The 23,097-nt window shown below is 71.0% G+C and carries 23 protein-coding genes; 10 read left to right on the top strand and 13 right to left on the bottom strand.

Features of this window, described 5'->3' with window-relative positions:
* Positions 1-23: 23 nt before the first annotated feature.
* Complete coding sequence (locus F9B98_RS12705) at positions 24-953, top strand: LLM class F420-dependent oxidoreductase (RefSeq protein WP_150958037.1); 930 nt, start codon at positions 24-26, stop codon at positions 951-953.
* Between the two features lie 4 nt (positions 954-957).
* Here the strand turns inward: F9B98_RS12705 and tadA are convergent, their stop codons facing one another.
* A complete protein-coding gene (gene tadA / locus F9B98_RS12700) occupies positions 958-1,389 on the bottom strand; it encodes a tRNA adenosine(34) deaminase TadA (RefSeq protein WP_150959053.1) in 432 nt (143 codons plus the stop codon).
* Positions 1,390-1,498: 109 nt separating this feature from the next.
* Between tadA and upp the strand changes: the two genes are divergently transcribed.
* Positions 1,499-2,131, top strand: coding sequence for a uracil phosphoribosyltransferase (upp, locus tag F9B98_RS12695; protein ID WP_076677423.1), 633 nt, complete (start codon positions 1,499-1,501; stop codon positions 2,129-2,131).
* On the opposite strand, the gene F9B98_RS12690 is transcribed toward upp, so the two are convergent.
* Entirely contained in the window at positions 2,116-5,781 is a 3,666-nt protein-coding gene (locus F9B98_RS12690) for a TM0106 family RecB-like putative nuclease (RefSeq protein WP_150958035.1), read from the bottom strand. The genes upp and F9B98_RS12690 overlap by 16 nt on opposite strands.
* Before the next feature lie 109 nt (positions 5,782-5,890).
* On the opposite strand from F9B98_RS12690, the gene F9B98_RS12685 reads away from it, so the two are divergent.
* Positions 5,891-7,951 carry an NAD(+) synthase gene (locus tag F9B98_RS12685; RefSeq protein WP_150958033.1) on the top strand — a complete coding sequence of 687 codons (2,061 nt, stop codon included), beginning with the start codon at positions 5,891-5,893 and terminating at the stop codon, positions 7,949-7,951.
* Positions 7,952-7,991: 40 nt separating this feature from the next.
* Here F9B98_RS12685 and F9B98_RS12680 read toward each other — a convergent pair whose 3' ends face one another.
* Positions 7,992-8,489, bottom strand: coding sequence for a DUF427 domain-containing protein (locus F9B98_RS12680; RefSeq protein WP_150958031.1), 498 nt, complete (start codon positions 8,487-8,489; stop codon positions 7,992-7,994).
* 100 nt (positions 8,490-8,589) lie between these two features.
* Between F9B98_RS12680 and F9B98_RS12675 the strand changes: the two genes are divergently transcribed.
* From F9B98_RS12675 to F9B98_RS12665, 4 genes are all read left to right on the top strand, one after another.
* Complete coding sequence (locus F9B98_RS12675) at positions 8,590-8,787, top strand: hypothetical protein (protein ID WP_150958029.1); 198 nt, start codon at positions 8,590-8,592, stop codon at positions 8,785-8,787.
* Positions 8,784-8,918 carry a hypothetical protein gene (locus F9B98_RS16245; RefSeq protein WP_263641783.1) on the top strand — a complete coding sequence of 45 codons (135 nt, stop codon included), beginning with the start codon at positions 8,784-8,786 and terminating at the stop codon, positions 8,916-8,918. Before F9B98_RS12675 ends, F9B98_RS16245 begins: the two co-directional genes overlap by 4 nt.
* Before the next feature lie 75 nt (positions 8,919-8,993).
* The gene (locus F9B98_RS12670) at positions 8,994-9,938 is read left to right on the top strand and encodes an aldo/keto reductase (RefSeq protein WP_150958027.1); all 945 of its coding nucleotides are present in this window, start codon (positions 8,994-8,996) and stop codon (positions 9,936-9,938) included.
* Between the two features lie 164 nt (positions 9,939-10,102).
* Positions 10,103-10,660, top strand: a complete 558-nt coding sequence (locus tag F9B98_RS12665; protein WP_150958025.1) for a nucleoside phosphorylase — start codon at positions 10,103-10,105, stop codon at positions 10,658-10,660.
* A 17-nt stretch (positions 10,661-10,677) separates the two neighbouring features.
* Here F9B98_RS12665 and F9B98_RS12660 read toward each other — a convergent pair whose 3' ends face one another.
* The 7 genes from F9B98_RS12660 to F9B98_RS12630 form a co-directional block, all read right to left on the bottom strand.
* Positions 10,678-12,180, bottom strand: a complete 1,503-nt coding sequence (locus F9B98_RS12660) for an MFS transporter (protein ID WP_225310341.1) — start codon at positions 12,178-12,180, stop codon at positions 10,678-10,680.
* 125 nt (positions 12,181-12,305) lie between these two features.
* A complete protein-coding gene (locus F9B98_RS12655) occupies positions 12,306-12,488 on the bottom strand; it encodes a hypothetical protein (RefSeq protein ID WP_150958023.1) in 183 nt (60 codons plus the stop codon).
* 80 nt (positions 12,489-12,568) lie between these two features.
* Entirely contained in the window at positions 12,569-15,673 is a 3,105-nt protein-coding gene (locus F9B98_RS12650; RefSeq protein WP_150958021.1) for an AAA family ATPase, read from the bottom strand.
* Positions 15,670-16,824 carry an exonuclease SbcCD subunit D gene (locus tag F9B98_RS12645; RefSeq protein WP_150958019.1) on the bottom strand — a complete coding sequence of 385 codons (1,155 nt, stop codon included), beginning with the start codon at positions 16,822-16,824 and terminating at the stop codon, positions 15,670-15,672. Before F9B98_RS12645 ends, F9B98_RS12650 begins: the two co-directional genes overlap by 4 nt.
* Before the next feature lie 118 nt (positions 16,825-16,942).
* Positions 16,943-17,260: a hypothetical protein gene (locus F9B98_RS12640; protein ID WP_150958017.1), complete on the bottom strand. Its 318-nt coding sequence runs from the start codon at positions 17,258-17,260 to the stop codon at positions 16,943-16,945.
* Position 17,261: 1 nt separating this feature from the next.
* Positions 17,262-17,471 (bottom strand): hypothetical protein, encoded by a 210-nt coding sequence (locus tag F9B98_RS12635; RefSeq protein WP_056224037.1) that lies wholly within the window; start codon positions 17,469-17,471, stop codon positions 17,262-17,264.
* Positions 17,472-17,561: 90 nt separating this feature from the next.
* Positions 17,562-17,861, bottom strand: coding sequence for a GNAT family N-acetyltransferase (locus tag F9B98_RS12630; RefSeq protein ID WP_150958015.1), 300 nt, complete (start codon positions 17,859-17,861; stop codon positions 17,562-17,564).
* 436 nt (positions 17,862-18,297) lie between these two features.
* Between F9B98_RS12630 and F9B98_RS12625 the strand changes: the two genes are divergently transcribed.
* From F9B98_RS12625 to F9B98_RS12615, 3 genes are all read left to right on the top strand, one after another.
* Complete coding sequence (locus F9B98_RS12625; protein WP_150958013.1) at positions 18,298-19,020, top strand: winged helix-turn-helix domain-containing protein; 723 nt, start codon at positions 18,298-18,300, stop codon at positions 19,018-19,020.
* 73 nt (positions 19,021-19,093) lie between these two features.
* The gene (locus F9B98_RS12620) at positions 19,094-20,083 is read left to right on the top strand and encodes a DNA-3-methyladenine glycosylase family protein (protein WP_150958010.1); all 990 of its coding nucleotides are present in this window, start codon (positions 19,094-19,096) and stop codon (positions 20,081-20,083) included.
* Positions 20,084-20,126: 43 nt separating this feature from the next.
* Positions 20,127-20,348 (top strand): hypothetical protein, encoded by a 222-nt coding sequence (locus F9B98_RS12615; RefSeq protein WP_150958008.1) that lies wholly within the window; start codon positions 20,127-20,129, stop codon positions 20,346-20,348.
* Between the two features lie 4 nt (positions 20,349-20,352).
* Here F9B98_RS12615 and F9B98_RS12610 read toward each other — a convergent pair whose 3' ends face one another.
* Genes F9B98_RS12610 through F9B98_RS12600 form a run of 3 tightly spaced genes read right to left on the bottom strand, consistent with a single transcriptional unit; the run spans position 20,353 to position 23,067 of the window.
* A complete protein-coding gene (locus tag F9B98_RS12610) occupies positions 20,353-21,111 on the bottom strand; it encodes an ABC transporter ATP-binding protein (RefSeq protein WP_150958006.1) in 759 nt (252 codons plus the stop codon).
* The gene (locus F9B98_RS12605; protein WP_225310340.1) at positions 21,108-22,118 is read right to left on the bottom strand and encodes an iron chelate uptake ABC transporter family permease subunit; all 1,011 of its coding nucleotides are present in this window, start codon (positions 22,116-22,118) and stop codon (positions 21,108-21,110) included. Before F9B98_RS12605 ends, F9B98_RS12610 begins: the two co-directional genes overlap by 4 nt.
* Entirely contained in the window at positions 22,111-23,067 is a 957-nt protein-coding gene (locus F9B98_RS12600) for an ABC transporter permease (RefSeq protein ID WP_150958003.1), read from the bottom strand. Before F9B98_RS12600 ends, F9B98_RS12605 begins: the two co-directional genes overlap by 8 nt.
* Between the last annotated feature and the right edge of the window lie 30 nt (positions 23,068-23,097).

Below are 23,097 nucleotides of genomic sequence, written 5' to 3'. Positions count from 1 at the left end.
TTCCCCTTCCCCCGGAGGTCGTCGTGGAGTACTGCCTGTTCACCGAGCCCCAGCAGGGCTTCTCGTACGACGACCAGCTCGCCTTCGCGCGCTCGGCGGAGGAGCACGGCCTCGACGGCTTCTTCCGCTCCGACCACTATCTGCGCATGGGCGAGGGCGATCCGCGCCCCGGTCCCACCGACGCCTGGACGACCCTCGCGGGCCTGGCGCGCGAGACCTCCCGCATCCGCTTGGGAACGCTCGTGTCGTCGGCGACGTACCGCGTCCCGGCGATCCTCGCGATCCAGGTCGCCCAGGTCGATGCGATGTCGGGCGGCCGCGTCGAGCTGGGCTTGGGCACGGGCTGGTTCGAGCGCGAACACGCGGCCTACGGCATCCCCTTCCCGTCCAAGCGTTTCGACCTGCTCGAAGAGCAGCTTCAGATCGTGACGGGTCTCTGGTCGACTCCGGATGCCGACACCTTCACGTTCCATGGCGCGCGCTACGACCTCGATGAGGCGCCGGCGCTGCCGAAACCGGTGCAGTCGCCCGTTCCGGTGATCGTGGGCGGGGGCGGCCCGAAGCGCACGCCCGCACTGGCCGCGAGGTATGCCACGGAATTCAACATCGGTTTCGTCGCGGAAGACGTCGTGGCCGAGAAGTTCGCCGTCGTCCGAGCCGCCTGCGAGGCGATCGGCCGCGACCCGCAGACCCTGAAGCTCTCGGTCGCGCTGCCGACCATCGTCGGCTCGGACGACGCCGAGATCGCGCGGCGGGCCGAGGCGATCGGTCGCACGCGCGTGGACTTCGACGACGGCGCGAACATCATCGGCACGCCAGAGCAGGTCGCCGAGAAGGTCGAGCGGCTTCGCGCCCTCGGTGCCGAGCGGGTCTACTTCCAGCTCATGGACCTGCGCGACGTCGATCACGCCGATCAGATCGGCGCCGAGGTCCTTCCGCTGCTCCCGCGCTGAGCGCTCAGCGGCGCTGCTCGAAGAACCCCCGGAGCCGGGCCGCGGCCTGCTCCTCCTCGACCCCGCCGACCACCTCGACACGGTGGGGAAGACGCCGATCGCGGAGCACGTCGTACAAAGACCCGGCGGCTCCCGCCTTGGCATCCCACGATCCGAAGACGACGCGGTCGACGCGAGCCTGCAGGATCGCCCCCGCGCACATGACGCACGGCTCGAGGGTGACCACGAGCGTGCAGTCGGCCAGGTGCCACGACCCCAGGGTGCGGGCGGCCTCGCGCAGCGCCACGACCTCGGCGTGCGCGGTGGGGTCGCCCGTGACCTCGCGGAGGTTGCGTCCCTCGCCGACGATCCGGCCCGTCGCGTCGACGACGACGGCTCCCACCGGGACGTCACCGTCGGCTGCGGCGTCGTCGGCGAGTTCGAGCGCCCGCCGCATCGCGGCGAGGTCGGCGACGGTGGGCGTCACGGGATCTCCGGGGATCGAGGGCGGATCGGGGGCGGATCGGGGGCGGTGGTGCGCGGACGGAGCGGTTAGCCTTGAGCCTATGCGTGTCCACGTCGCCGATCACCCGCTCATCACCCACAAGCTCACGGTGCTGCGTGACGTGCAGACGTCGTCGCCGGTGTTCCGTCAGCTCACGGAAGAACTCGTGACGCTCCTCGCGTACGAGGCCACCCGGAATGTCCGCGTCGATCCGATCGAGATCCAGACGCCGGTCACCACGACCATGGGTGTGAAGATCAGCGAGCCCCGCCCGATCGTGGTGCCGATCCTGCGCGCCGGTCTCGGCATGCTCGAGGGAATGGTCAAGCTCCTCCCCACCGCCGAGGTCGGCTTCCTCGGAATGGTGCGCGACGAGGAGACTTTCGAACCGACCACGTACGCCGAGCGCCTCCCCGACGACCTCAGCGACCGCCAGTGCTTCGTGCTCGACCCGATGCTCGCCACCGGCGGCTCGCTCGGTGCGGCCATCAAGTTCCTCTTCGCCCGGGGCGCGCAGGATGTCACCGCGATCTGCCTGCTGGGCGCCCCCGAGGGCGTCGCCGCGATCGAGAAGCAGGTCGAAGGACACGACGTCACCCTCGTGCTCGGAGCCGTCGACGAGCGCCTCAACGAGAAGGGCTACATCGTGCCCGGTCTCGGCGACGCCGGCGACCGCCTCTACGGCACCGCCTGAGTCCCGACCAGACGAGCGAAGCCGCTGAGCCGCGCGACTCCCTCGGGGGTGCGCGGCAGGTCGTCGAGCAGCGCCGGGGAGTACACGACGTACGCGGCCTGCATGGCGCGCGAGATCGCGACGTTGATGCGGTTGCGCAGCAGGAGGAACTCGAGCCCCCGGGGAGCCTCGCGCCCTGACGACGCGGCGAGAGTCAGGATCGCGACGACCGCTTCTTTGCCCTGGAAGCGGTCGACCGTCCCGACCGGCACGTCGGCGTACCCGGCGTCGGCCAGGGCCTCTTCGACCGCGACCTGCTGAGCGTTGTAGGGCGTGATGACGATGATGTCGTCGGCCCGGAGCGCGCGCGGTTCCCGCACGGTGGCAGAGTCGCCCGCTCCCCCCTCGGCGCCCGTCCAATCGCGTCCGACGAGGTCGCCGACCAGGCGCGCGACCTCGGCAGCCTCTTCGCGGGAGAACGTCGAGTTACCGCGGTGGCGCACCGGCACGACGTGCACGCCGGGTTCGATTCCCTCGAGGCGGCGCAGGGCCGTGGACGGGTGCGCGGCGAGGCGCCCCTCGTACGACAGCCGTGACACCGGCTCAGCGACCGCGGGGTGCATGCGGCGGGTGCGCGCGAGGAAGTATCCGAACTCCTCCGGCACGACCTCGGCGCCGTCGATGATCCATCCGAGCGCGGAGGTGTCGACGGGCTCGGGGTGCGTGCCCTGGCTCACCTGCGGCAACTGCTGTGGATCGCCCAGCAGCAGCAGGCGCTGAGCCGCGAGCGACACCGCGATCGTCGACGCGAGCGAGAACTGTCCCGCCTCATCGATCACGAGGAGGTCGAGGCTGCCGCGCGGCACGCGGGTCTCGTGGCTGAAATCCCACGCCGTGCCCCCGACGACGAAACCGGTCGAGGCGTTCTCTGCGGTGAAGGCCGCGACCCCGTTCTTGGGGAGCACCGTGAAGGCGTGGGGGACGCTCGGGTCTTTCGGCGCTTTGCCGACTCGGGATGCCGGCACCCCGGCCGCGATGACCTGATCGAGCATGTGCTCGATGGTCGCGTGCGACTGCGCCACCACACCGATGCGGTAGCCGCGCTCGGCGACGAGACGGGCGATCACGTGCGAGCCCACGTAGGTCTTTCCCGTACCGGGGGGTCCCTGGACGGCGAGATAGCTGCGGTCGAGATCGGCGACGCTGCGCGCGATGGCCGCGACCTCGTCGTCTCCGGTCGTGGCGTCGCGGCTGGTGACGGGGGCGAGGGATCCCGACAGCGTCCGCGGCGGGATGCGGCGCAGGATGTCGGCGGCGGCCCCGTCGGGGATCCTCGGGGCGGCGGCCAGCACCGCGTCGGCCCAGGCGTCGATCGCCTTCTGCTGGTTGCCCGCCCGCGGGGGCGCCGGCGGGGTGAGGGCGAGCGGCAGATCGTCCCACGTCACGCCGTCGGCGGCGATCTCCTCGACGATCGCGCCGTCGTCGAGAACGTCGCGCACGGTGACCCGGCGCGCGCCGTGGATCCACCGGGGGCGGGTCTCGATCGGGAACGGCGCGGGCAGGTCGTAGACCGCGAAGGGCTCGGCATCCGCGCTCAGGCGCGTGCCGGGGGCGACCTCACCGCGGAGCTCGACGAGCCGGCGCTGCGACCCGCGGCCCGACTCGGGGACGTGCCAGTCGGCGACGACGCGGGATCGCGCCGCGTCGACCACGACGACGTCGCGGGTCTCTTCCCAGACCGAGAGCGGCTCGCGCAGTCGCAGGAAATGCGCGGCCCAGTAGGTCTTCTCTTCGCGCGGGTAGTAGTCGATCGCCGCCGCGGCGAGGCGGAGCGCGGTGGCATCGGCTTCGGCGAGGTCAGGGGCGGTCGCGGCGCGCTCGGTCGCGGCGGAGGGCTCGGTTGGGCTGGCGGGCTCGGTTGGGCTGGAGGGCTCGGTCGCGGCGGCGGGCTCGGTCGCGGCGGGCGCCGTCACGCCGTCGGCCCACCGCTGCAGGGCCGTCGCGCGGGGTGACGGCTCGTACGCCTGCTCGTCGGGCTCGGCTCCGCGGGCGGGGACGGCGCCCGATTCGCGCGCCCGATTCACCAGCCAGTCGCGCAGGCGCCGGGTCGAGACGCAGTCGTAGCGGTTGTAGTCGGCGAGATCGTCGAGCACGCGCTGCGCGCCGGCCGTGTCGCCATCGGCGGCGAGCGCACGGGCCTCGACGTACTTCACGATCGAGTCGTCGCCGCGTTGCACGTCGCTCGTCCGCACCTCGTCGCCCATGTACAGGGGCTCGAGCTTCTTGATGGAGTACGACCGCGAGCCCACGCGCAGCGCCCGTCGGACGACCGGATACAGGTCGACGAAGACCCCGTCGCGCAGCAGACGGTCGACATCCGCCTCGCGCACGCCGTACCGAGCGGCCATCGTGAGCAGATGCGTCGGCTCGTAGGGGGCGTAGTGGTAGATGTGCATGCCGGGATGCTGCTGTCGGCGCAACGCCACCATGTCGAGGAAGCGCTCCAGGGCGACACGCTCCTCGTCGAAGGTGTGCGCCCATAGCGCCCCGTACGTCTCGCGCATGTCGACCCACCCGAAGAGGTAGTCGATGCCCCAGTGCTCACCGACGCCCTCGGTGTAGAGCGGGTCGCCCTCGAAGTCGAAGAAGAGGTCGCCGTGGTCGGGCCGTGGCAGGACGCCGAGCGAGGTGGGCGCGACGACCTCGAACGTCGGCACGGCATGAGCCGGCGCATCGGCCCCGGGAACCCCCGCGGGGCTCTCGAGCTGGAGGCGCGCCTGGGTGCGCAGCGACGCGAACGTGTCGGCGCTCATGCCCACGGGAGGCGAGACGGCGGCCGCCAGCTGATCGATGGTCTGGATACCACCCGCTCGCAGGCGGTCGCGTTGGACGGGCCGCATGCCGGCGACGAGCAGCAGGTCGCGGTGGGCGACGACCTCGAGCTCGCACGTGGCGCATCGCCCGCACGCGATGACACCGAGATCGCCGCGCGGGTCGCCCCAGGGGATCACGGGACCGGCGACGCCGAGATCGACCCGGCGGTCGGCGATGAGGGCGCGCAGGCGCGCGCGGCGCAGCTCGAAGACCGGCAGCAGGTCGTCGACGCGGTGGGTGCTCGTCGTGCCGTCGCCGAGCAGCAGCTGCACCTCGTCGGAGCGGGGCACGCCGAGACGGTCGAGCTGGTCGACGTACGCCGCGAGCTGCATCAACGCCGTCACGCGCGCGCGGCGGGCGAGCTTGGTGTCCTGCACGATCCAGCGACGCGTTCCGTCGGCCGCGGCCTGGGGTTCGCGCACGAGGAAGTCGGCGAAGCCCACGAACTCGTCAGTGGCGAACGCTGCCTGATAGACCACCTCGACGGACGGGTCGGCCAGCGCCTCGTCGGTGAGGCGCACCGCCTCGTCGAGCGCCTCGGTGTCGGAGGAGCGCGCCGCGGGGATCTCGCGCACCGCCGCGCCGAAGCGGGCGCGATCGTCGTCGAGCACGCGCAACTCGTGCGCCGTGCCGAGTCGAGCCGCCCGCTCGAGGGTGGCGTCTTCGGGGTCGTCGACGGGGGCGACGCGCCCGATCTTCGCGTCGATGGCGCGCAACCACGCGAATTCGCACTCGGCCGCCGCCTTCAGGTCGCTGGCGCTCCAGACGATCCGCCCGTTCTGCTCGATGTACCGCATGGTGTTCCACGCTAACCGGGGCCACCGACATCGGTCGCCGCCCGCCCACGGACCGGCCCCCCAGGCAACGGGACAGCGCGGTGTCGGGGGGTGCTGACAGACTGGAGGGGTGATCACCGATCTGCCGTTCGAGAGCCTGTACCGGCACGGGTTCGCGCGCGTCGCGGCGTGCACGATCCCCCTCTCGGTCGCCGACCCCGCCACGAACGCCGACAGCGTGCTCGAGTCGGCGCGGGCCTGCGACGCCGAGGGGGTCGCCGTCGCGGTCTTCCCCGAGCTGTGCCTCACCGGCTACGCGATCGACGACCTCGTCATGCAGGATCCCCTGCTCGATGCGGTCGAGGCCGCTCTCGGGCGCCTTGTACTGGCATCCGCCGATCTGCTCCCCGTTCTGCTGGTCGGAGCGCCGCTGCGCCACGGCAACCGCCTCTACAACTGCGCGGTCGTGATCCACCGCGGCCGGGTGCTCGGCGTCGCCCCGAAGGCATACCTGCCCACCTACCGCGAGTTCTACGAGCACCGCTGGTACGCGCGCGGCGACGACCAGGCCGGGCAGCACATCCTCGTCGCGGGCGAAACAGTGCCCTTCGGGCCCGACCTCCTCTTCGACGCGGTCGACGTTCCCGGTCTCACCCTTCACGTCGAGGTGTGCGAAGACGTCTGGGTGCCGATCCCTCCGTCGTCGGGTGCGGCCCTGGCCGGGGCCACCGTGCTCGCGAACCTGTCGGGCAGTCCCATCACGATCGGGCGGGCCGACGACCGTCACCTGCTCTCGCAGTCGCAGTCGATGCGGTGTCTCGCCGTGTACGCGTACGCGGCCGCGGGCCAGGGCGAGTCGACCAACGACGTGTCGTGGGACGGCCAGACCATGATCTACGAGGGCGGGCAATTGCTCGCCACGACCGAGCGCTTCCCCGACGGGCCCCGGCGCAGCGTCGCCGACGTCGACCTGGATCGGCTTCGTCAAGACCGGCTGCGTCAGGGCACCTTCGACGACAACCGTCGCACCACCTCTCCGGTCTTCCGGACGGTGACCTTCGAGCTGGCCCCGCCCGCGACTGACCTCGGTCTGCGCCGCGCCGTCGACCGCTTCCCCTTCGTCCCCGACGACCCGGCGCGTCTCGCGCAGGACTGCTACGAGGCGTTCAACATCCAGGTGTCGGGCCTCGTGCAGCGTCTGCAGGCGATCGGCGACCCGCGCCCCGTGCTCGGGGTCAGCGGCGGACTCGACTCCACCCATGCCCTGCTCGTGATCGCGCGGGCCATGGATCGCATGGGTCGTCCGCGCAGCGACATCCTCACCTACACGCTCCCCGGCTTCGCGACCGGCGAGAAGACGAAACGCAACGCGATCGCCCTGGCCGAGGCCGTCGGCGCGTCGATCGAGGAGATCGACATCCGCCCCGCCGCGACCGAGATGCTCTCGCGCATGGGGCACCCCTTCGCCTCGGGCGAGCCCGTGCACGACGTCACATTCGAGAACGTGCAGGCGGGCCTGCGCACCGACTATCTGTTCCGCCTCGCGAATCAGAACAACGGCATCGTCGTAGGCACCGGCGACCTGTCCGAGATCGCGCTCGGGTGGTCGACCTACGGCGTGGGCGACCAGATGAGCCACTACTCGGTCAACCCCGGGGTGCCGAAGACGCTCATCCAGCACCTCATCCGCTGGGTCATCTCCTCGGGTGAGCTGAGCGATGACACCGTCGAGGTCCTGCGGTCCGTGCTCGACACCGAGATCAGTCCCGAGCTGGTGCCCGCCGGACAAGATGGCCGCATGCAGTCCACCGAGGACAGGATCGGGCCCTACAACCTGCACGATTTCACGCTCTATCACGTGCTGCGCTTCGGGTTCCGGCCGTCCAAGATCGCCTTCCTCGCCGCGCACGCCTGGACGGACCCGGATGCCGGCTCCTGGCCGCCCGGTTACCCCGAGGGAGAGCGTCCGGCATACGACCTCGTCACCGTGGCGCGGTGGCTCGAGGTGTTCCTGAAGCGCTTCTTCGGGTTCGCGCAGTTCAAGCGCACCGCGATCCCGAACGGGCCGAAGGTCTCGCCCGCGGGTTCGCTGTCGCCCCGCGGCGATTGGCGCGCCCCCTCCGACGGCAACGCCCGTGCGTGGCTCGCCGACCTGCACGCGGCGGTGCCCCAGGCGTTCGACGGCGACTGAGTCCCGGCATCCGGTCGAGCCCGTCCGCTCGTCGCGTGGGCTACCAGCCCATCGAGCCCGGCACGCCCTTGAACGGTCCGGCGAGATCGCTCGTCACCCAGCCGCCGTAGAAGCCGCCCGGCTGCGGTTCGACGGTCTCGCCGCCGAGCACGACGCGGTCCATCGGCCCCGCGTAGACGGCCACGCGGTCTTCGAGCACCTCGTAGCCGGGCATCGGGTGCGGGTAGTTCCAGGCGGCGCGCGGAGCCACCGCTCCCCCGCCGCCGTGCACGTCGAAGTACCGGGCACCGCCCTTGAACTCGCAGAACGACGCGCCCTCGCCGAGGGTGAGGGCATCGCCGAAGGCGGCGATCGGCACGTAGTATACCGGCGGGTGGCTGGTCTCGAGCACCCGGACGACGTCGTCGGTGTCGGCGATGCGGACGCCGCCGAAGTCGATCTGCACGCGTTTGCGCACGCGTTCCACCCGCGGGGGGCGAGGGTAATCCCACACGGATTCCTGGCCGGGGCGGACGGGGTCGGGTACGGGGCGCGCCATGCGCCCACGCTACGCCGCGATGCGCGTCCCCGGGTGATTCCCCGCATACCGGCTCAGGAGGCGCACAGCTTTTCGGTAGCCTGGGTGCGAAGGGGGCCCCGTGAGCGAACAGAAGACGACGCCGGTCAGCAGGCGCCACCGCGTCTACCAGATCGTCGGCATCGTGCTGGCCGTGCTGTTCCTCGCCCTCGGCGTCGCCGCCTACCTCGCCGGCGGAGGACCCATCATCGCCGCCATCGCCGTCATCGGAGGTCTCGCCGTGCTCATCGTCTCGATCATCACGATGGTGCGCTCGTGAGCGCCCCCGAGGGCCCGGACGGGAAGAAGAAGTACCCCGCGGGCACGGTCGTCATCTGGATCGCCGGCGCGGGCATCGGCCTCTGGCTGCTCGTCAGCGGGCTGATCGGCATTCTCTCCGGAGGCAGCTGAACCCGCGCGTCGAGGGAATGCCCCCGGGAGATCGTCGTTGACCCTGAGGTCACCGATTTCGACAGGAAGGGCATCATGACGCGTATCGGACGCAGCGACCTCGACATCCTCCCCCTCTCCCTGGGCGGCAACGTCTTCGGCTGGACCGCCGACCGGGACACCTCCTTCGCGGTGCTCGACGCCTTCCACGCCGGGGGCGGCGATTTCATCGACACCGCCGACGCGTACAGCGCCTGGGTCCCGGGCAACTCCGGAGGCGAGAGCGAGACCCTCATCGGCGAATGGCTCGCCTCGCGCAAGCCCCAGAACGTCGTGGTGGCGACGAAGGTCAGCCAGCACCCGGAGTTCCGTGGGCTGAGCGCGAAGAACATCCGCGCCGCGGCGGAGGCGTCGCTGAAGCGCCTCGGCGTCGACGCCATCGACCTGTACTACGCCCATTTCGACGACGCGGACACGCCCCTCGAAGAGACCGTCGCCGGTTTCGCCGACCTCGTGAACGATGGGCTGGTGCGGTACGTGGCGGTGTCGAACTACACCGCTGAGCGCATCCGCGAGTGGATCTCGCTCGCCGAGGCGTCCGGAGCCGACCTTCCGGTCGCCGTCCAGCCGCACTACAACCTCGTCCATCGCACCGAGGTCGAGAGCGAGATCGTGCCCGTCGCCGAGCAGTACGGCATGTCGCTCGTGCCCTACTACGCCCTCGCGAGCGGATTCCTCACCGGGAAGTACCGTTCGGCGGATGCCACGGGCGACTCGCCCCGCGCCGGAGGCGCTGCGAAGCTCGCCACCCCGGCCGGGCTCGCGCTGATCGACGCGCTGGAGGAGGTCGGCGACGCGCATGGCGCCTCGATCGCGAGTACCGCTCTGGCCTGGCTGCGGGCCCAGCCGACCGTGGCCGCCCCCATCGCGAGCGCCTCGAAGGTGGAGCAGGTCGCCGATCTTCTCGCCAGCGCCTCCCTCGAGCTGACGAGCGGCGAGATCGCTCGCCTGTCGGCCGCGTCGGAGCCCGCCCAGGGCTGAATCATCGGGGGGCGGGAGCCGCACGCCCGGGGCCTGGCATCCGCCCCTCGTCCGACGACGCTCGCCGCCCCGGGGACCCTCGCGCAGCGCACCCCGGGAGCGGCGGGCTTTCCTCGCGGCGAGGCTCGACACGCGGGCCGCGCGCGGTCGGCGAGAATGGACGGGTGAAGCTCCTCGTCGCCGCCCATGCATCCGAACTGACCGCCTTCGAGGCGGAGATCCCCGGTTTCGAGCGGCTGCTCACCGGGGTGGGCAAGATCCCCGCGGCTTACGCCCTCACCCGGGCCCTCTGCGAGGGCGAGTATGACGAGATCGTCGTCGTCGGCACGGCCGGGGCGATCGATGACGAGGTCGACGGTGGGATCTACGACATCGCCGCCGCGATCCAGCACGACGTGAAGGGTCTCGACGGCGCGTTCGGCGAGCACGTGTCCCTTCCCACCCGGGTCGAGACCGGCGCCGAGGGCATGGTCATCGCGACCGGCGATCACTTCGTCGACGACGCGGAGGCCGTTCGCCGCATCCGCGGCCTCGGCGGGCGTCTGGTCGACATGGAGTCGTACGCGCTCATCTGGGTCGCGCAGCAGTTCGGCGTCCCGATCCGGATCCTCCGGGCCGTTTCGGACCGCGCGCAGGACGGCGCCACCGAGCTGTGGGATGTCGTCGTGGAGCGCTGCAGCCACGAGCTGCGCGCGGAGATCCGCACCCGCTACGGCGTCTGAGGGGCGTCCGAGACCCGCTAGGGCGTCTGCGAACCCGACCGCGCGCGTCCCGCCAGATCGGTGACACCGACGACGAGCGCGAGGGCCAGGAAGACCCCGACCGTGATCATGCCCGACGCGTAGGCGTCGTGGTACAGCACGGCCATGTCGCTCACGCTCCCCTGCTCGCGGTACACCGTCGCGTAGAACAGCGCGAGCGCGATCGCGGTGCCGACGGCCGTCCCGATGCGCTGCCCGAGCTGGCCCACCGACCCCGCGACCCCGCCGCTCTTCACGGGGATGTCGGCGAGGGTGAGCGTCTGGTTGGGCGAGATGACGAGACCGCCGGCGAAGCCCCCGAAGGTCATCACCGCCGCCATCGCCCACGGCGTCCACTCGGGGGCGGTGAAGAGGGCGACGAGCACGAGGCCGCCGGCGGTGGCGACCATCCCCAGGATCCCCCAGACCACGAGGGGGCGTCCGAGGCGGGTGACGAGGTTCCCGCCGATCCACGAACTCCACGCGGATGCCACGGCGAAACCAATCGTGACCATGCCCGCGAACACCGGCTCGAGGCCCAGACCGCCCTGCAGGAACAGCGTTCCGAGCAGGAACATTGCCGGAACGGCGGAGAAGTAGGCGGTCGAGATGAGCACGCCGTTGCGATAGGACGAAAGCGAGAAGATCGAGAACGGCATGAGCGGCATCCGTCCCCGCTCTCCGTAGCGACGCTCCCAGAACACGAAGCCCGCGGCGAAGATCACCGACGCCACCAGGAACCACCAGCGGTGCGGGTTGTCGTCGGGGCTGCCGGTCGTGAACAGGAAGGGCCACATCAACGACAGGATCGTCAGCGCGAAGAGCAGGACTCCGACCGGATCGAGGTCGAGCTTGCGATGAGACTTCGTCCGGGTGTCGGGCAGGAGCCACGCGGCGAGCGCGATGACGATCGCCACGAGCGGGACGTTGATCCAGAAGATGAGCCGCCAGCCGTCGGTGTCGCCGCCCAGGGCGATGAGCAGACCGCCCAGGGTCGGACCGAAGGCGGTCGCGATGCCGATCGTCGCCCCGAAGAGGCCGAACGCGCGGCCGCGCTCCTTGCCCTGGAACAGTTGCTGGACGAGGCCGAGCACCTGCGGCATCTGGATGCCGGCCGCCACACCCTGCAGGAGTCGAGCCACCAGCAGCACCGTGGTGTTGGGCGCCAGAGCGCACGCGAGGCTCGTGACAAGGAATAGCGACAACCCGACGAGGAACAGCATGCGCCGCGAGCGGAGGTCGCCGAGGCGCCCGGCCGGGACGAGCATGAGTCCGAACGTGATGATGTAGCCCGAGACCACGAGCTGCAGCTCGGTCGGTCCCGCGTTCAGCGCCGCCTCGATGGAGGGCAGCGCGACGTTGACCTTTGTGAGGTCGAGGATCGTCAGAGCGGCGACGGCGACCGCGACCCAGTACGCGCGCCAGCGATGCTGAGGTGACAGCTGAATGTCACGCGTGGGGGGATGGGCGGAATTCGCGGGCGCCGAGGAGGGAGGAGTCATCGGAGCCGACGGTACTCCCGGGGTGGGACGGTGGGCCCGGGCTTGCGCCGCGGAGCTCGATGATCTCCGAAACGAGGGGGTCGGTCGACCTTGTGTCGGTCGACCTCGTGTCGGTCGACCTCGCGTCAGTCGACCTCGCGCCGAGCGAAGACGGCGCGCAGCACCAGGAACACCACGAGCGCGACAACCGCGACGGCGAGCAGCCGGAAGGCGAACGCGATGATCGAGAACAGGATGTTCACGAGCACCCACGCGATGATCACGGCGACGACGACGCCGAGGATGGTCCAGAGGGTGCTCTTGCGCATGTCTCCAGCCTAGAGCGAGACGCTGACAGACGGCTCGGCGCGGTCCGCCCGGGAGGGGTACGTCCGCGACCGCTCCGCTGTCAGCCGGCCAGCGCCGGAGCGTCCTGTCGGATCACGCTGGGCCCGCGGGGCGTCGCCGTGACGCGCAACTGCGCCGGCAACTGGTCTTTCATCGCGGCGACGTGGCTGATCACTCCGACGGTTCGACCCCCCTGCCGCAGCTCGTCGAGGGTCCGCATGGCGAGGTCGAGCGTCTCGTCGTCGAGCGAGCCGAAACCCTCGTCGATGAAGAGCGTGTCGAGCCGGATGCCGCCCGCCCGCGCCGTGACCACCTCGGCGAGCCCGAGCGCCAGGGCGAGCGAGGTCAGGAAGGTCTCGCCACCCGACAATGACTGCGGCGGGCGGCTCTGCCCGGTGAACGCGTCGAGCACCTCGAGCCCCAGCCCGCTCGCCGCCCCGCGGGCCGCGAGCGCGTCGGTGTGCTGCAGCCGGTATCGACCCGAGGACATGTGATCGAGGCGAAGGTTGGCGGCGGTGACGATCTCTTCGAGTTCGGCGGCGAGCACGAACGTCTCGAGCGTCATCCGCCGGGTGTTGGGGGCGCGTCCCGACACCGTATCGGCGAGCCGGGCGATGACGGCGTGCTCGTCGGACAGCGCCGCCACGGACGCATGCCCGGCGTCGGCCCGCTGCGCGAGCCCCCTCAAACGGTCGGCCAGGCCCCGAGCGGAGGCGTGCGCCGCGGTCGCGCGCTGGACGTCTTCGCGGGCACGGGCGACGGCCTCGGCGTAGGGGGCGGGGTCCACCGGCTCATCGGGGGCGTCGACGAGGAGGAGTTCGAGCTCGAGCAGTCGCTGGCGAACGGAGGCGACCGCGGCATCGTGTTCGGCGATCGCCGCGTCGAGGCGGCGCCGGTCGCCGATCGGGCGGAGTGCTTGCCGAACCGCGTCGGTGTCGGGGAAGGAGCTCTCGTCGACGAGGGCCGCGACAGTGCTCCTCGTCTCGAGGTCGTGCGTGGTCGCGGACTCGAGCGCATCCCTCGCGGCGACCAGTTCGCGGATCGCATCCCGCCGGGACTGCAGGTCGCGTCGCCGCGCGGCCACGCTCTCGAACTCCCCGCGCGCCGCGGCGACCGCGGACCGGAGACGCGTCGCCTCCTGCTCGGCGAGCGCGAGGTCCTGTCGCGCGCTCGCGAGCGTGCTGGTCAGGCCCTCGATGCGCTCGGCAATCGCCGCATCGAGGTCGACGGCGCGCGTGCGCTCCGCCCGGACGCTCTCGAGATCGGCGACCTCGGCCTCGGCCGCTTCGAGAGCCTGTTCGGTCTCTCCCAGCCGCGCCTCGAGGGTGTCGACGCTCTCTCCCCCCGCGAGGGCTGCGGCCAGTGCGTGCGCGTCGCGGGCGACGCGCGCAGCGTCGGAGGCGAGGCGGTCCTGCTCGACCGCGGCGTTCTTCCGGTCCTCCGCCGCCGTGAGCTCGTCATCGGTCACCGGGTCTGCGTCTCCCCGAGCGGGCGCGGGGTGTTCCCGCGCTCCGCACACGGCGCAGGGCTCGCCGTCGACGAGATCGTGGGCCAGCTCGACGGCCGCTCCGGCGAGACGGCGGCGCAGGAGGCCGGTCCAGACGTCGACAGCGCGCTGCACCTCGTCGGCGCGGACGAGGGACGCCAGGTCTGCCTGATCGCGTTCCTCCTGCAGTCGCGCCGCCCGGCGCGCTGCCTCCCGTCGACGACGCAGATCGTCACGCGTGGTCGCCGCGGTGGCTCTGCGGGTCTCCGCACCGGCGAGTTGCGCGAGACGTTCGTCGAGCGTGCGCAGGAGTTCGGGGACCTCGGCTCGCCCCTCGACGAGAGCATCGCGGTCGGTGGTGGTCCGGGCGACGACGGCCGCGAGCCGATCGCGCTCCGACTGGACATCGCCGAGCTCGATCTCGGCCTCCAGCGCGGACTCCGCCCGCGCCAAGAGAGCGGTGAGGTCGTCGTCGCGGGCGACCAGCAGGGTGCGATCGACAGGCCCGTCGCCCGCGGAGACCGCGTGTTCCGCGGTGGTCTCGGAGCGCTCGACGGCGGACCCGGTCATGCTCGGCTCCGACAGCCGGCCCGCCCTCTCCTCGGCCGCATCGGCGACGCGGCGAGCCGACTCGAGCGCCTTCCGGGCGGTCTCGGCCGCGTCCATCGCGGCGCGGATCGTCTCGGCCTCCGCCGCGCAGCGCGCCTCCTCGCGCGCGGCGACGATCTGGGCCTCACCCGCGTCGAGAGCCGCCAGACGCTCGCGGAGGCGGATGCGGTCGCGCTGACGCTCGTGAAGCGTCGTCGCTTCGCGCTGGGCGACAAGTGCCCTGTCCAGTCGGGCATCCCCCTCTTCTCGCTCGCGTGCGGCGTTCTCGACGCGATAGTCCGCTCGCTCCACAGCCCGGACGATGCGGGCGAGCCGTTCGCTCACGCTGAGCGGCGCGGCCGTCGTCGGACGTTCGTCGTCGGCGACCTCACCCTCGACACCGGTGGAGTCGCCCTCGGAGAGCTCTGCAGCGAGACGCTCGGCTTCGTCGAGGAGCGTCGCCACCTCGACCCCCTCGACGGCGAGGCGCTCCGCCGCCGCCTTCCGGCGCTCGTCCAACTCCGCCGCGTACTGTTCGAAGGACCGCGTGCCGAAGAGCGTCCGCAGCAGACTCAGGCGCTCGTCGTTCTTGGCGAGCAGGAACCGGGCGAAACGGTTCTGCGCGAGCAGGATGACCTGCAGGAACTGCTGCTGAGTGAGGCCGAGGATCTCGTCGAGGCGTGCCGCGACGTCGACCGGTCGTGCGGCCACCCCCGTCCACCCCTCGGGCGCGAGGACCTCGAGCACGGCGCGATGCGGTTCTTTCGTCGTTCCACCGCCGCGCCGTTTGGGGCGCTCGAACTCGGGCGAACGGGTGATTCGCCACCGTTCGCCCTCGGCGCTGAACTCGAGCGTGACGCGCGTGGGATCTTCGGGCTCGCAGTGGTCGCTGCGCAGACGACGCTCGGCACCGTCGTACCGCGGGACGCCGCCGTAGAGGGCGTAGCAGACACCGTCGAGCACGCTCGACTTGCCCGCGCCCGTGCGGCCCGTGATGAGGAAGATGCCGTCGGCCGTGAAGGCGTCGAAGTCGACCGTCTGCGCCTCGAGGAAGGGGCCGAAACCTTCGAGGGTCAGGTTGTGGAGCTTCATGCGGAGGCCTCCGCGACGGAGCGGGCGTCGAGCACCTCGCGGATGAGGACACGCTCGGCCTCGGAGGCCCCCTCGCCTTCGCGCACGTGAGCGAGGAACGTGTCGATGATCTCGGCGTCGTCGCGAGCGGACCGCACGCGCTGTGCGTAACCGGCGCCGTCGTCGGGGAGAGTCTCGGACGGGAGGTGTGCGACGGTCGCGCACCAGGGGAAGCGCGTCTGCAGTCGCCGCATGGGGTCGGGCTGAGGAGTGGAGTCGGTGTACTCGGCGCGCACCCAGTGGTCGCCGTGCCCGCTGAAGCGCTCGTCGCCGAGCAGGTCGTCGAGCGGCGCGCGCAGAGTCACGAGCGGCCGGGGCACGGGCAGGTCGAGCCAGGTGACCTCGGCCAGCCCGTCGGCGTCGAGATCGACCAACCAGGATCCGCGCGGCTTACCCGCTTCGCCGAAGCTGTAGTGCAGGGGCGCACCGGCGTAGCGGACACGGTCGGACAGCTGCTGGCGACCGTGGATGTGCCCCAGAGCGACGTAATCGGGTCCGTCGAAGGCCGGGAGAGGGACGACGTCGAGCCCGCCCTGGCGGATCTCGCGCTCGACCCCCGGCGTCGAATCGACGCCCGCCGCGAAGCAGTGCGCGGCGACCACCGACCGGCCGCCCCGCTCGGCGAGATCGGCGCGGACGAGATCGAGGGCGTGCTGCATCGTCTGCGCCTGGCTGCGCAGCTCGACGCCCTCCCAGAGATGGCGGACGATGGCGGGCTCGAGATAGGGGATGCCGTAGACGTGCACGGGTCCGTGCTCGTCGACGATGGTGACCGGGGTGCCGACCGATCGAGGGTCGGTGACGACGGTGATCTCATCGCGCAGCAGCGCGGATTGGAAACCGAGGCGGGCCGCGGAGTCGTGGTTGCCGCTCGTGACGACGACCCGTGCCCCGGCGTCGGCGAGGGCGGCGAGGGTGGAGGAGAGCACCGGATAGCAGGCGGCAGCGGGGGCGGCGGAGTCGAACACGTCGCCCGCGACGATCACCACGTCGACGGAGTGCTCACGCACCTGCACGACGAGGGCCTCGAGGACGCCGCTCAGCGCGTCGAGCGTCGAGTGCCCGTGGAAGGAACGCCCGATGTGCCAGTCGGAGGTGTGCAGGATCCGCATGCAGACACGGTACGTCGCACCTCCGACATCGGCGTGCAGCAAACGCCCTGCCCGCCCGCCCCGGAACGCGAAAACGCCCCGCGGCCGGGGGAATCCGGTGCGGGGCGTCGTCGGCGGATCAGGAGCCGGCGACCTCGGCGGCGAGAGCGCGGATGCGGTCGTCGCCCAGGTCGAGGCCGATGTCGCGGAAGCGCTGGCGCAGGACGTCGGCGATGCGCTCCTCGCTCTTGTCGCCCACGTCGGCGCGCGTCTGAACGACGACGCCGGCGATCCGGGCCTCGTCGTCGGTGGGGTGCGTGTCCATCGCGGGTTCCGACTGCTCGTCGGGGCGGGAGATCTTGCGCTCCTTGTGGACGGCGCCGCCCACCGATTCCGCCGCGTCGGCGCCGCCGTCGGGGCCGTTGGTGGGCGCGGGCGCCCGGGTCTCATCCGACATGTCAGTCCTCCGTGCTCAGGTCGGGGTCGATGCCCTGACTGGCGGCATCCCCCTCGATGGGGTCCGAGGGTTCCGCGTCGTTCAGACGGGGCGATCCCTTCGCGTGCTCGTTCTGCTCTGCGGTCTCACCGTCGGCCACGGCGCCGCTCTCCCACCCACCGGGAGGGTCGGCGTTGATGACACCCTCGGGCAGGTCGCGGTCGTCTGTCATGACTTCCCCTTTCGACGCCTCCAGCTTCGTCGCGTGGACGGCCGGTCGGGCAGGGGTTGACGCCCGCGGGTGGTCTGCGTAGACGGCGGCTCAGGAAACGGGTCGCTGGTGGAGGACTCCCGCGCGCTCTGGGTGAGCCTCGAACCATTCGCCCACGTACCAGCACACCGGGAGGATCTCGCGATCTCCCGCAGCCTCGATCGCGTCGACCGCGCGCTCCGTGATCACGGCGGCGTAGCCGTGCCCTCGGAAGGTCGGGATGGTGAAAGCGCGCGTCAGCGCCACAGTGCGACCGTCGTCGCGGTAGTCGAGCACCGACACGAGGTCGTCTCCGTCGTGCAGCGTGTAGCGGGACGCGGTCTTATCGTCGGCGAAAAGCAGATCGGCCATGACCGTGAGGGTACGCCTCTGCCGACACCCCGGCTCCGATCGCGCAGACTGCACGGTATTTCCCCGGCAAGCCCGTCTAGAACTACGCACAATGCTCACCTGGCCGGCCACCCATCCGATTTGACGCGATCCGACGTCCTGCGTCATAATCCCCCCATGACTCTCAACGCGCGTTCTCTGTCCGCCCGGGAGGCGAACAGGACTGCCGGCATGATGATGCCCGGCCGCGTTGCGATGTGTTGTCGAATGTGCCGCTAACAGCGACTCTCGCTCGGACCACCTCGGTTTCTGAACACCGACGTCGTCCCCCGGCCGCCTGACGCCCGCGTCGATCACGCGTCCTCCGGCAGCCGCGCTCCGGCCTCTCGGCCTCTACCTCCCGTCGAACCCCGCTCTCGTTGACGCTCGGGTTCACACACCCAAGGACTTTCTCCTCATGTCGATCTCCGCCGTTCTCGACCGCCCCGCCGCCACCCGCCCCACCGCCGCCGCTCGCACGGCAGCCCCGGCACCCACCGCGCCTGCTACTCCCACCGAGCGCCCCGCCGCCCCGGCGACCACCGCCCCCCGCGGCTTCGCCCTCTACGTCGGCATCGACGAGGCGAAGGCCGCTTCCGCCGGCGTGAGCCTCGGCACCCTTGTCGAAGCCCTCCGTCGCACCCTCGGTGAGCTGGCTCCCGCCGCCGAGACCTACGCCACCGTCGCCCTCGCTCCGGTCGGTTCGGGAGGTCGCGATGTCGATGTGGTGCGCCTCGCGCTGCACGAGCCGTCGGCCGTCGCTCGAACCAAGGACGAGCCGGCCGAGGAGGATCGCGCGCCCGGCGGTGTCGTCGTCGACATCTCGCGCAAGCGCGTCCTCATCGACGGCGAGTCCGCCGCCTTCACCTTCAAGGAGTTCGAGCTGCTGCAGTACCTCGTGCTGCGCGAGGGCCGCACGATCGAGCGCACCGAACTCGTCGCCTCCCTGTGGGAGGGTTCGACCGACGACGACGCTCCCGGCGAGCGCACCATCGACGTCCATGTACGGCGCCTGCGCGCGAAGCTCGGCATCTACGAGGACATCGTGCGCACCGTGCGCGGCGTCGGCTACCGCTTCGACCGTCACGCGGACGTGTCGATCCGCTACGGCCACGGCACGCCGTCGCCCGACCGCTTCTGAGCGACGCGGCCACCCGGGAGGTCGCTTCGAGCCCGGATGCCGTGATGTCGGCGGCTCGACGTAGGGTGTCGGCATGAGATCGATCGGGGTGCGCTCGCGGCACGTGACGCGCGAGCTCGCGGCCCCGGCCGAGAAGCCGATCGAGTCGGAGTACCGGCCGGCGGTGCCCACGGACGTGGGTCGCGCCGTCCTCGCGCAACGTCACGGCCGCAACGACCCGACTCTCACGGCGTCGACCCCGCTGTCGACCGGCGGCATCGTCTGGCGGGCGAGCCGTACACCGCTGGGCACCGCCACTCTCGCCCTTCGACAGACGGCGGGCGGCACCGTCCGCGCCGCGGCGTGGGGGCCGGGAGCCGAATGGGCGCTCGACCAGCTGCCCGCGCTGTGCGGTCGCGACGACGACCCCGACGGGTTCGACGCGTCGCGGCATCCCTCCGTCGCCGAGTGGCACCGCCGCCACCCCGACCTGCGCATCGGCCGCACCGACCTCGTCTTCGACGCCCTCGTCAGCGCCATCATGGAGCAGAAGGTCACGAGCATGCAGGCCTTCTCCGCCTGGCGGAGCATCGTCACCTGGTACGGCGAGCGGGCTCCCGGGCCGACCCCGCGCCCGATGTTCGCCCCTCCCACCGTCGACGGGTGGCGCCTCGTCCCCTCGTGGGCCTGGCACCGGGCGGGCCTCGAACCTCCGCAGTCCCGAACCATCGTCGAGACCTCGCGTCGAGGGGCATCGATCGTGCGCGCGGCGACGGCCGCGACCGACGGTGAGGCCCGCGACCGCGTCTTCATCAGCCTCCGCGGGGTGGGCATCTGGACCAGTGCCGAGACGCGCATCCGCGCTTTCGGCGATCCGGATGCCGTGAGCGTCGGCGACTACCATCTCGCCCACCAGGTGGGCTTCGCCCTGACCGGGCACCGCACCGACGACGACGGCATGCTCGAACTGCTCGAGCCGTTCGCGGGACACCGCCAGCGCGTCATCCGTCTGATCTACGCCGGGTCGGCGCTCGAGCCGCGCCGCGGTCCGCGTCTCCATCCCGAAGACCACCGAGACCGCTGAGACCACCGAGACCGCTGAGACCGCTGAGGCCTAGGCTGAACCCATGACGCAGACGGGAACGGGCTGGCCGCGCGGACGCACCTACTGGGTGCTCGGGAGTCTGCTCCTGCTCGGCCTGGGGGTGCTGTTCGGCCTCGTGTGGCAGAACGTGTGGCTCGGCATCGTCATCGCCGCCGCGGTGTCGATCGGGTGGCTGATCGCCTACGAATCCAGCCGCGGCCGCAACGTCGGCGTGAACGACGAAGACAACGGCATCCAGCTCTGACGGCTCATCGGTAGTACACGGCGAGCGGGTACGGCCCGTCGGCGCGGACCTCGACGGGGGTGCCGAACACCTCCTCGAGCGTCGACGACGTCATGAGCTCCGTCGGGGTCCCGACGTGCACCACCCGTCCCTCGGCAAGGGCCACGATGCGATCCGCGTAGGCAGCGGCGAAGTTGATGTCGTGCACGACGATCACCACCGTCTTGCCGAGGTCGTCGGCGGCGCGGCGCAGCTGGCCCATCATCGCGACAGCGTGCTTCATGTCGAGGTTGTTCAGCGGCTCGTCGAGCAGGATGTAGTCGGTGTCCTGGGCGAGGACCATCGCGACATAGGCTCGTTGACGCTGACCTCCCGAGAGCTGGTCGAGGTATCGACTCGAGAACTCCGTGAGGTCGAGGAAGGCGATGGCTTCATCGATCTTCGCCTCGTCATCCGCGGTGAGTCGCCCCTGGGAGTGCGGGAACCGACCGAAGCCGACGAGCTCGCGCACCGTGAGCCGGGTGACGAAGTGGTTCTCCTGACGCAGGATCGACACGACCTTCGCGAGAGCCCGCCCGGGTGTCGCCTGGACGTCGAGCCCTCCGACGGTGACCCGCCCGGAGGTGGCGGTGGCGAGACGCCCGACGATCGTGAGCAGGGTCGATTTGCCGGCCCCGTTCGGCCCGACCAGCGCCGTCACTCCCCCGGCGGGGATGTCGAGGCTGACCGGGCCGAGCACGGTGAGGTCGCCGTAGGTCATGGTGACGTCGGTGAGCGAGATCACAGAGCCCCCTTCCGGAGCAGGTAGACGAGGAAGAAGACGCCGCCGACGAACTCGATGATGATCGAGAGCATCCCCGCGGCGTAGAACACGTGGCGCAGCACGAAGTACCCGCCCAGGAGCGTGGCCATGCCGAGGAGCGCGGCGAACGGCAGCACCACGCGGTGCTGCGAGGATCCGGCCAGTTGGTAGGCCAGGGTCGCGACGATGAAACCGAAGAACGTCATCGGGCCCACCATCGTGGTCGAGACCGAGATCAGCACGGCCACGAGCACGAGGATCCCGACCACCTCGCGGCGGTACGACAGGCCCAGGTTGAGCGAGGCCTCGCGGCCCAGGGCCAGCACATCGAGCCGGTGCCGCGACCTCCACACCGTCGCCAGGACCCCCGCGACCACGAGCGCGGCCCACGGCAGGTATTCGGCATCCGAGTTCGAGAGGTTTCCGAACAGCCGGGCCGACAGGATGTCGAAGTCGCTCGGGGTGAGCAGACGCTGCATGACGGTCGAGAGCGACCCGAACCCGACCCCCAGGACGACCCCCACCAACAGCATGACGTGCAGGTTGCCGCGGCGACCGGCGAAGAGCCAGCCGTACAGGAGCGTCGCGAAGCCGACCATGAGCACGCTCTGCACGGCGACCTTGACAAGCCCGTCCGTCGCCGAGAGGGCGGCGCTGCCGAAGAAGAACACGAGGGCGGTCTGCATCACGACGTAGAGCGCATCGAACCCCATGATCGAGGGGGTCAGGATGCGATTGGCCGTGGCCGTGTGGAACAGCACCGTGGCCACCGCCTGGCAGCAGGCCACGAGCGCGATCGTCGCGACGCTCACCACACGTAGGTTGACGGCGATCCAGAACGCGCGCGAACCGGGCTCCCCCGGCACGTTCCACGTCAGGACCCCCACCGCGGCGATCACCACGATGAGAGCCAGGATGCCGAAGCGCAGGGCGACCCGCGGACGACGGGCCGTGACGGCCGGGGCGGACCGCGTCAGAATCTCAGCCACGGGCACGCATCCTCAGCAGCAGGGTGATGAACACCGCGGAACCGACCACCCCGAGGATCATCGAGACGGGGACCTCGAATGGCATCCGGACGACGCGCCCGACGATGTCGCAGACGACGACGATCGCGACACCGCCCAGACACACCCAGGGGAGGTTCGCGCGGGCGTTGTCGCCCCGCCACATCGAGACGAGGTTGGGCACGACCAGGCCCAGGAACGGCAGGAACCCCACGACGACGGTCGTGACCCCGGTGGCCACGGCGACGAGTCCGGTGCCGATGAGCAGGACGCGGGTGTGATCCAGGCCGACCGAGGTGGCGATGTCGCGCCCGAGCCCGGCGACCGTGATGCGGTCGGCGTAGAGGAAGACGAGAAGGACGACGAGCGCGACGATCCACAGCACCTCGTAGCGCCCGCGGACGATCGAGGTGAAGCTGCCCATGAACCACGTTCCGAGCATCTGGAGGGAGTTCGTCGACACCGCGAGATAGGTCGTGAACGCCGAGACGACGGCGCCGAGCATGATCCCGATGAGCGGGACGACGAGCGAGGAACGCAGAGAGATGCGCTGCAGGATGCCGATGAACACCATCGTGCCGAGGAAGGCGGCGACGGATGCCACCACCATGCGCACCGGCAGGGGGGCGGCGGGAGCGATGAGCACGGTGACGAGCAGGCCGAGAGCGGCCCACTCCGAGGTCCCCGTCGTGGACGGCTCGACGAAACGGTTCTGGGTGAGCAACTGCATGATGAGGCCCGAGACCGCCATGGCGCAGCCGGCGAGGACGAGCGCGATCGTGCGCGGGACGCGGGAGATGAGGAACATCTCGCCACCGAAGTCGTCGGCGGCGAGGTCGTAGGCGCCGACGAAGAGCGAAAGCACGACGAGGGCGGTGACGCCGACGACGGCTGCCGGGAGGTGGATCCGGTGCGGGGTTGCGAGTTTCATGGCATCCGCCCCTCCCTCTCGCCGGCGCGT

Source organism: Microbacterium testaceum StLB037, from assembly GCF_008763945.1.
Classification (GTDB): Bacteria; Actinomycetota; Actinomycetes; order Actinomycetales; family Microbacteriaceae; genus Microbacterium; species Microbacterium testaceum_G.
This window is presented reverse-complemented; position numbering and strand designations above follow the sequence as displayed.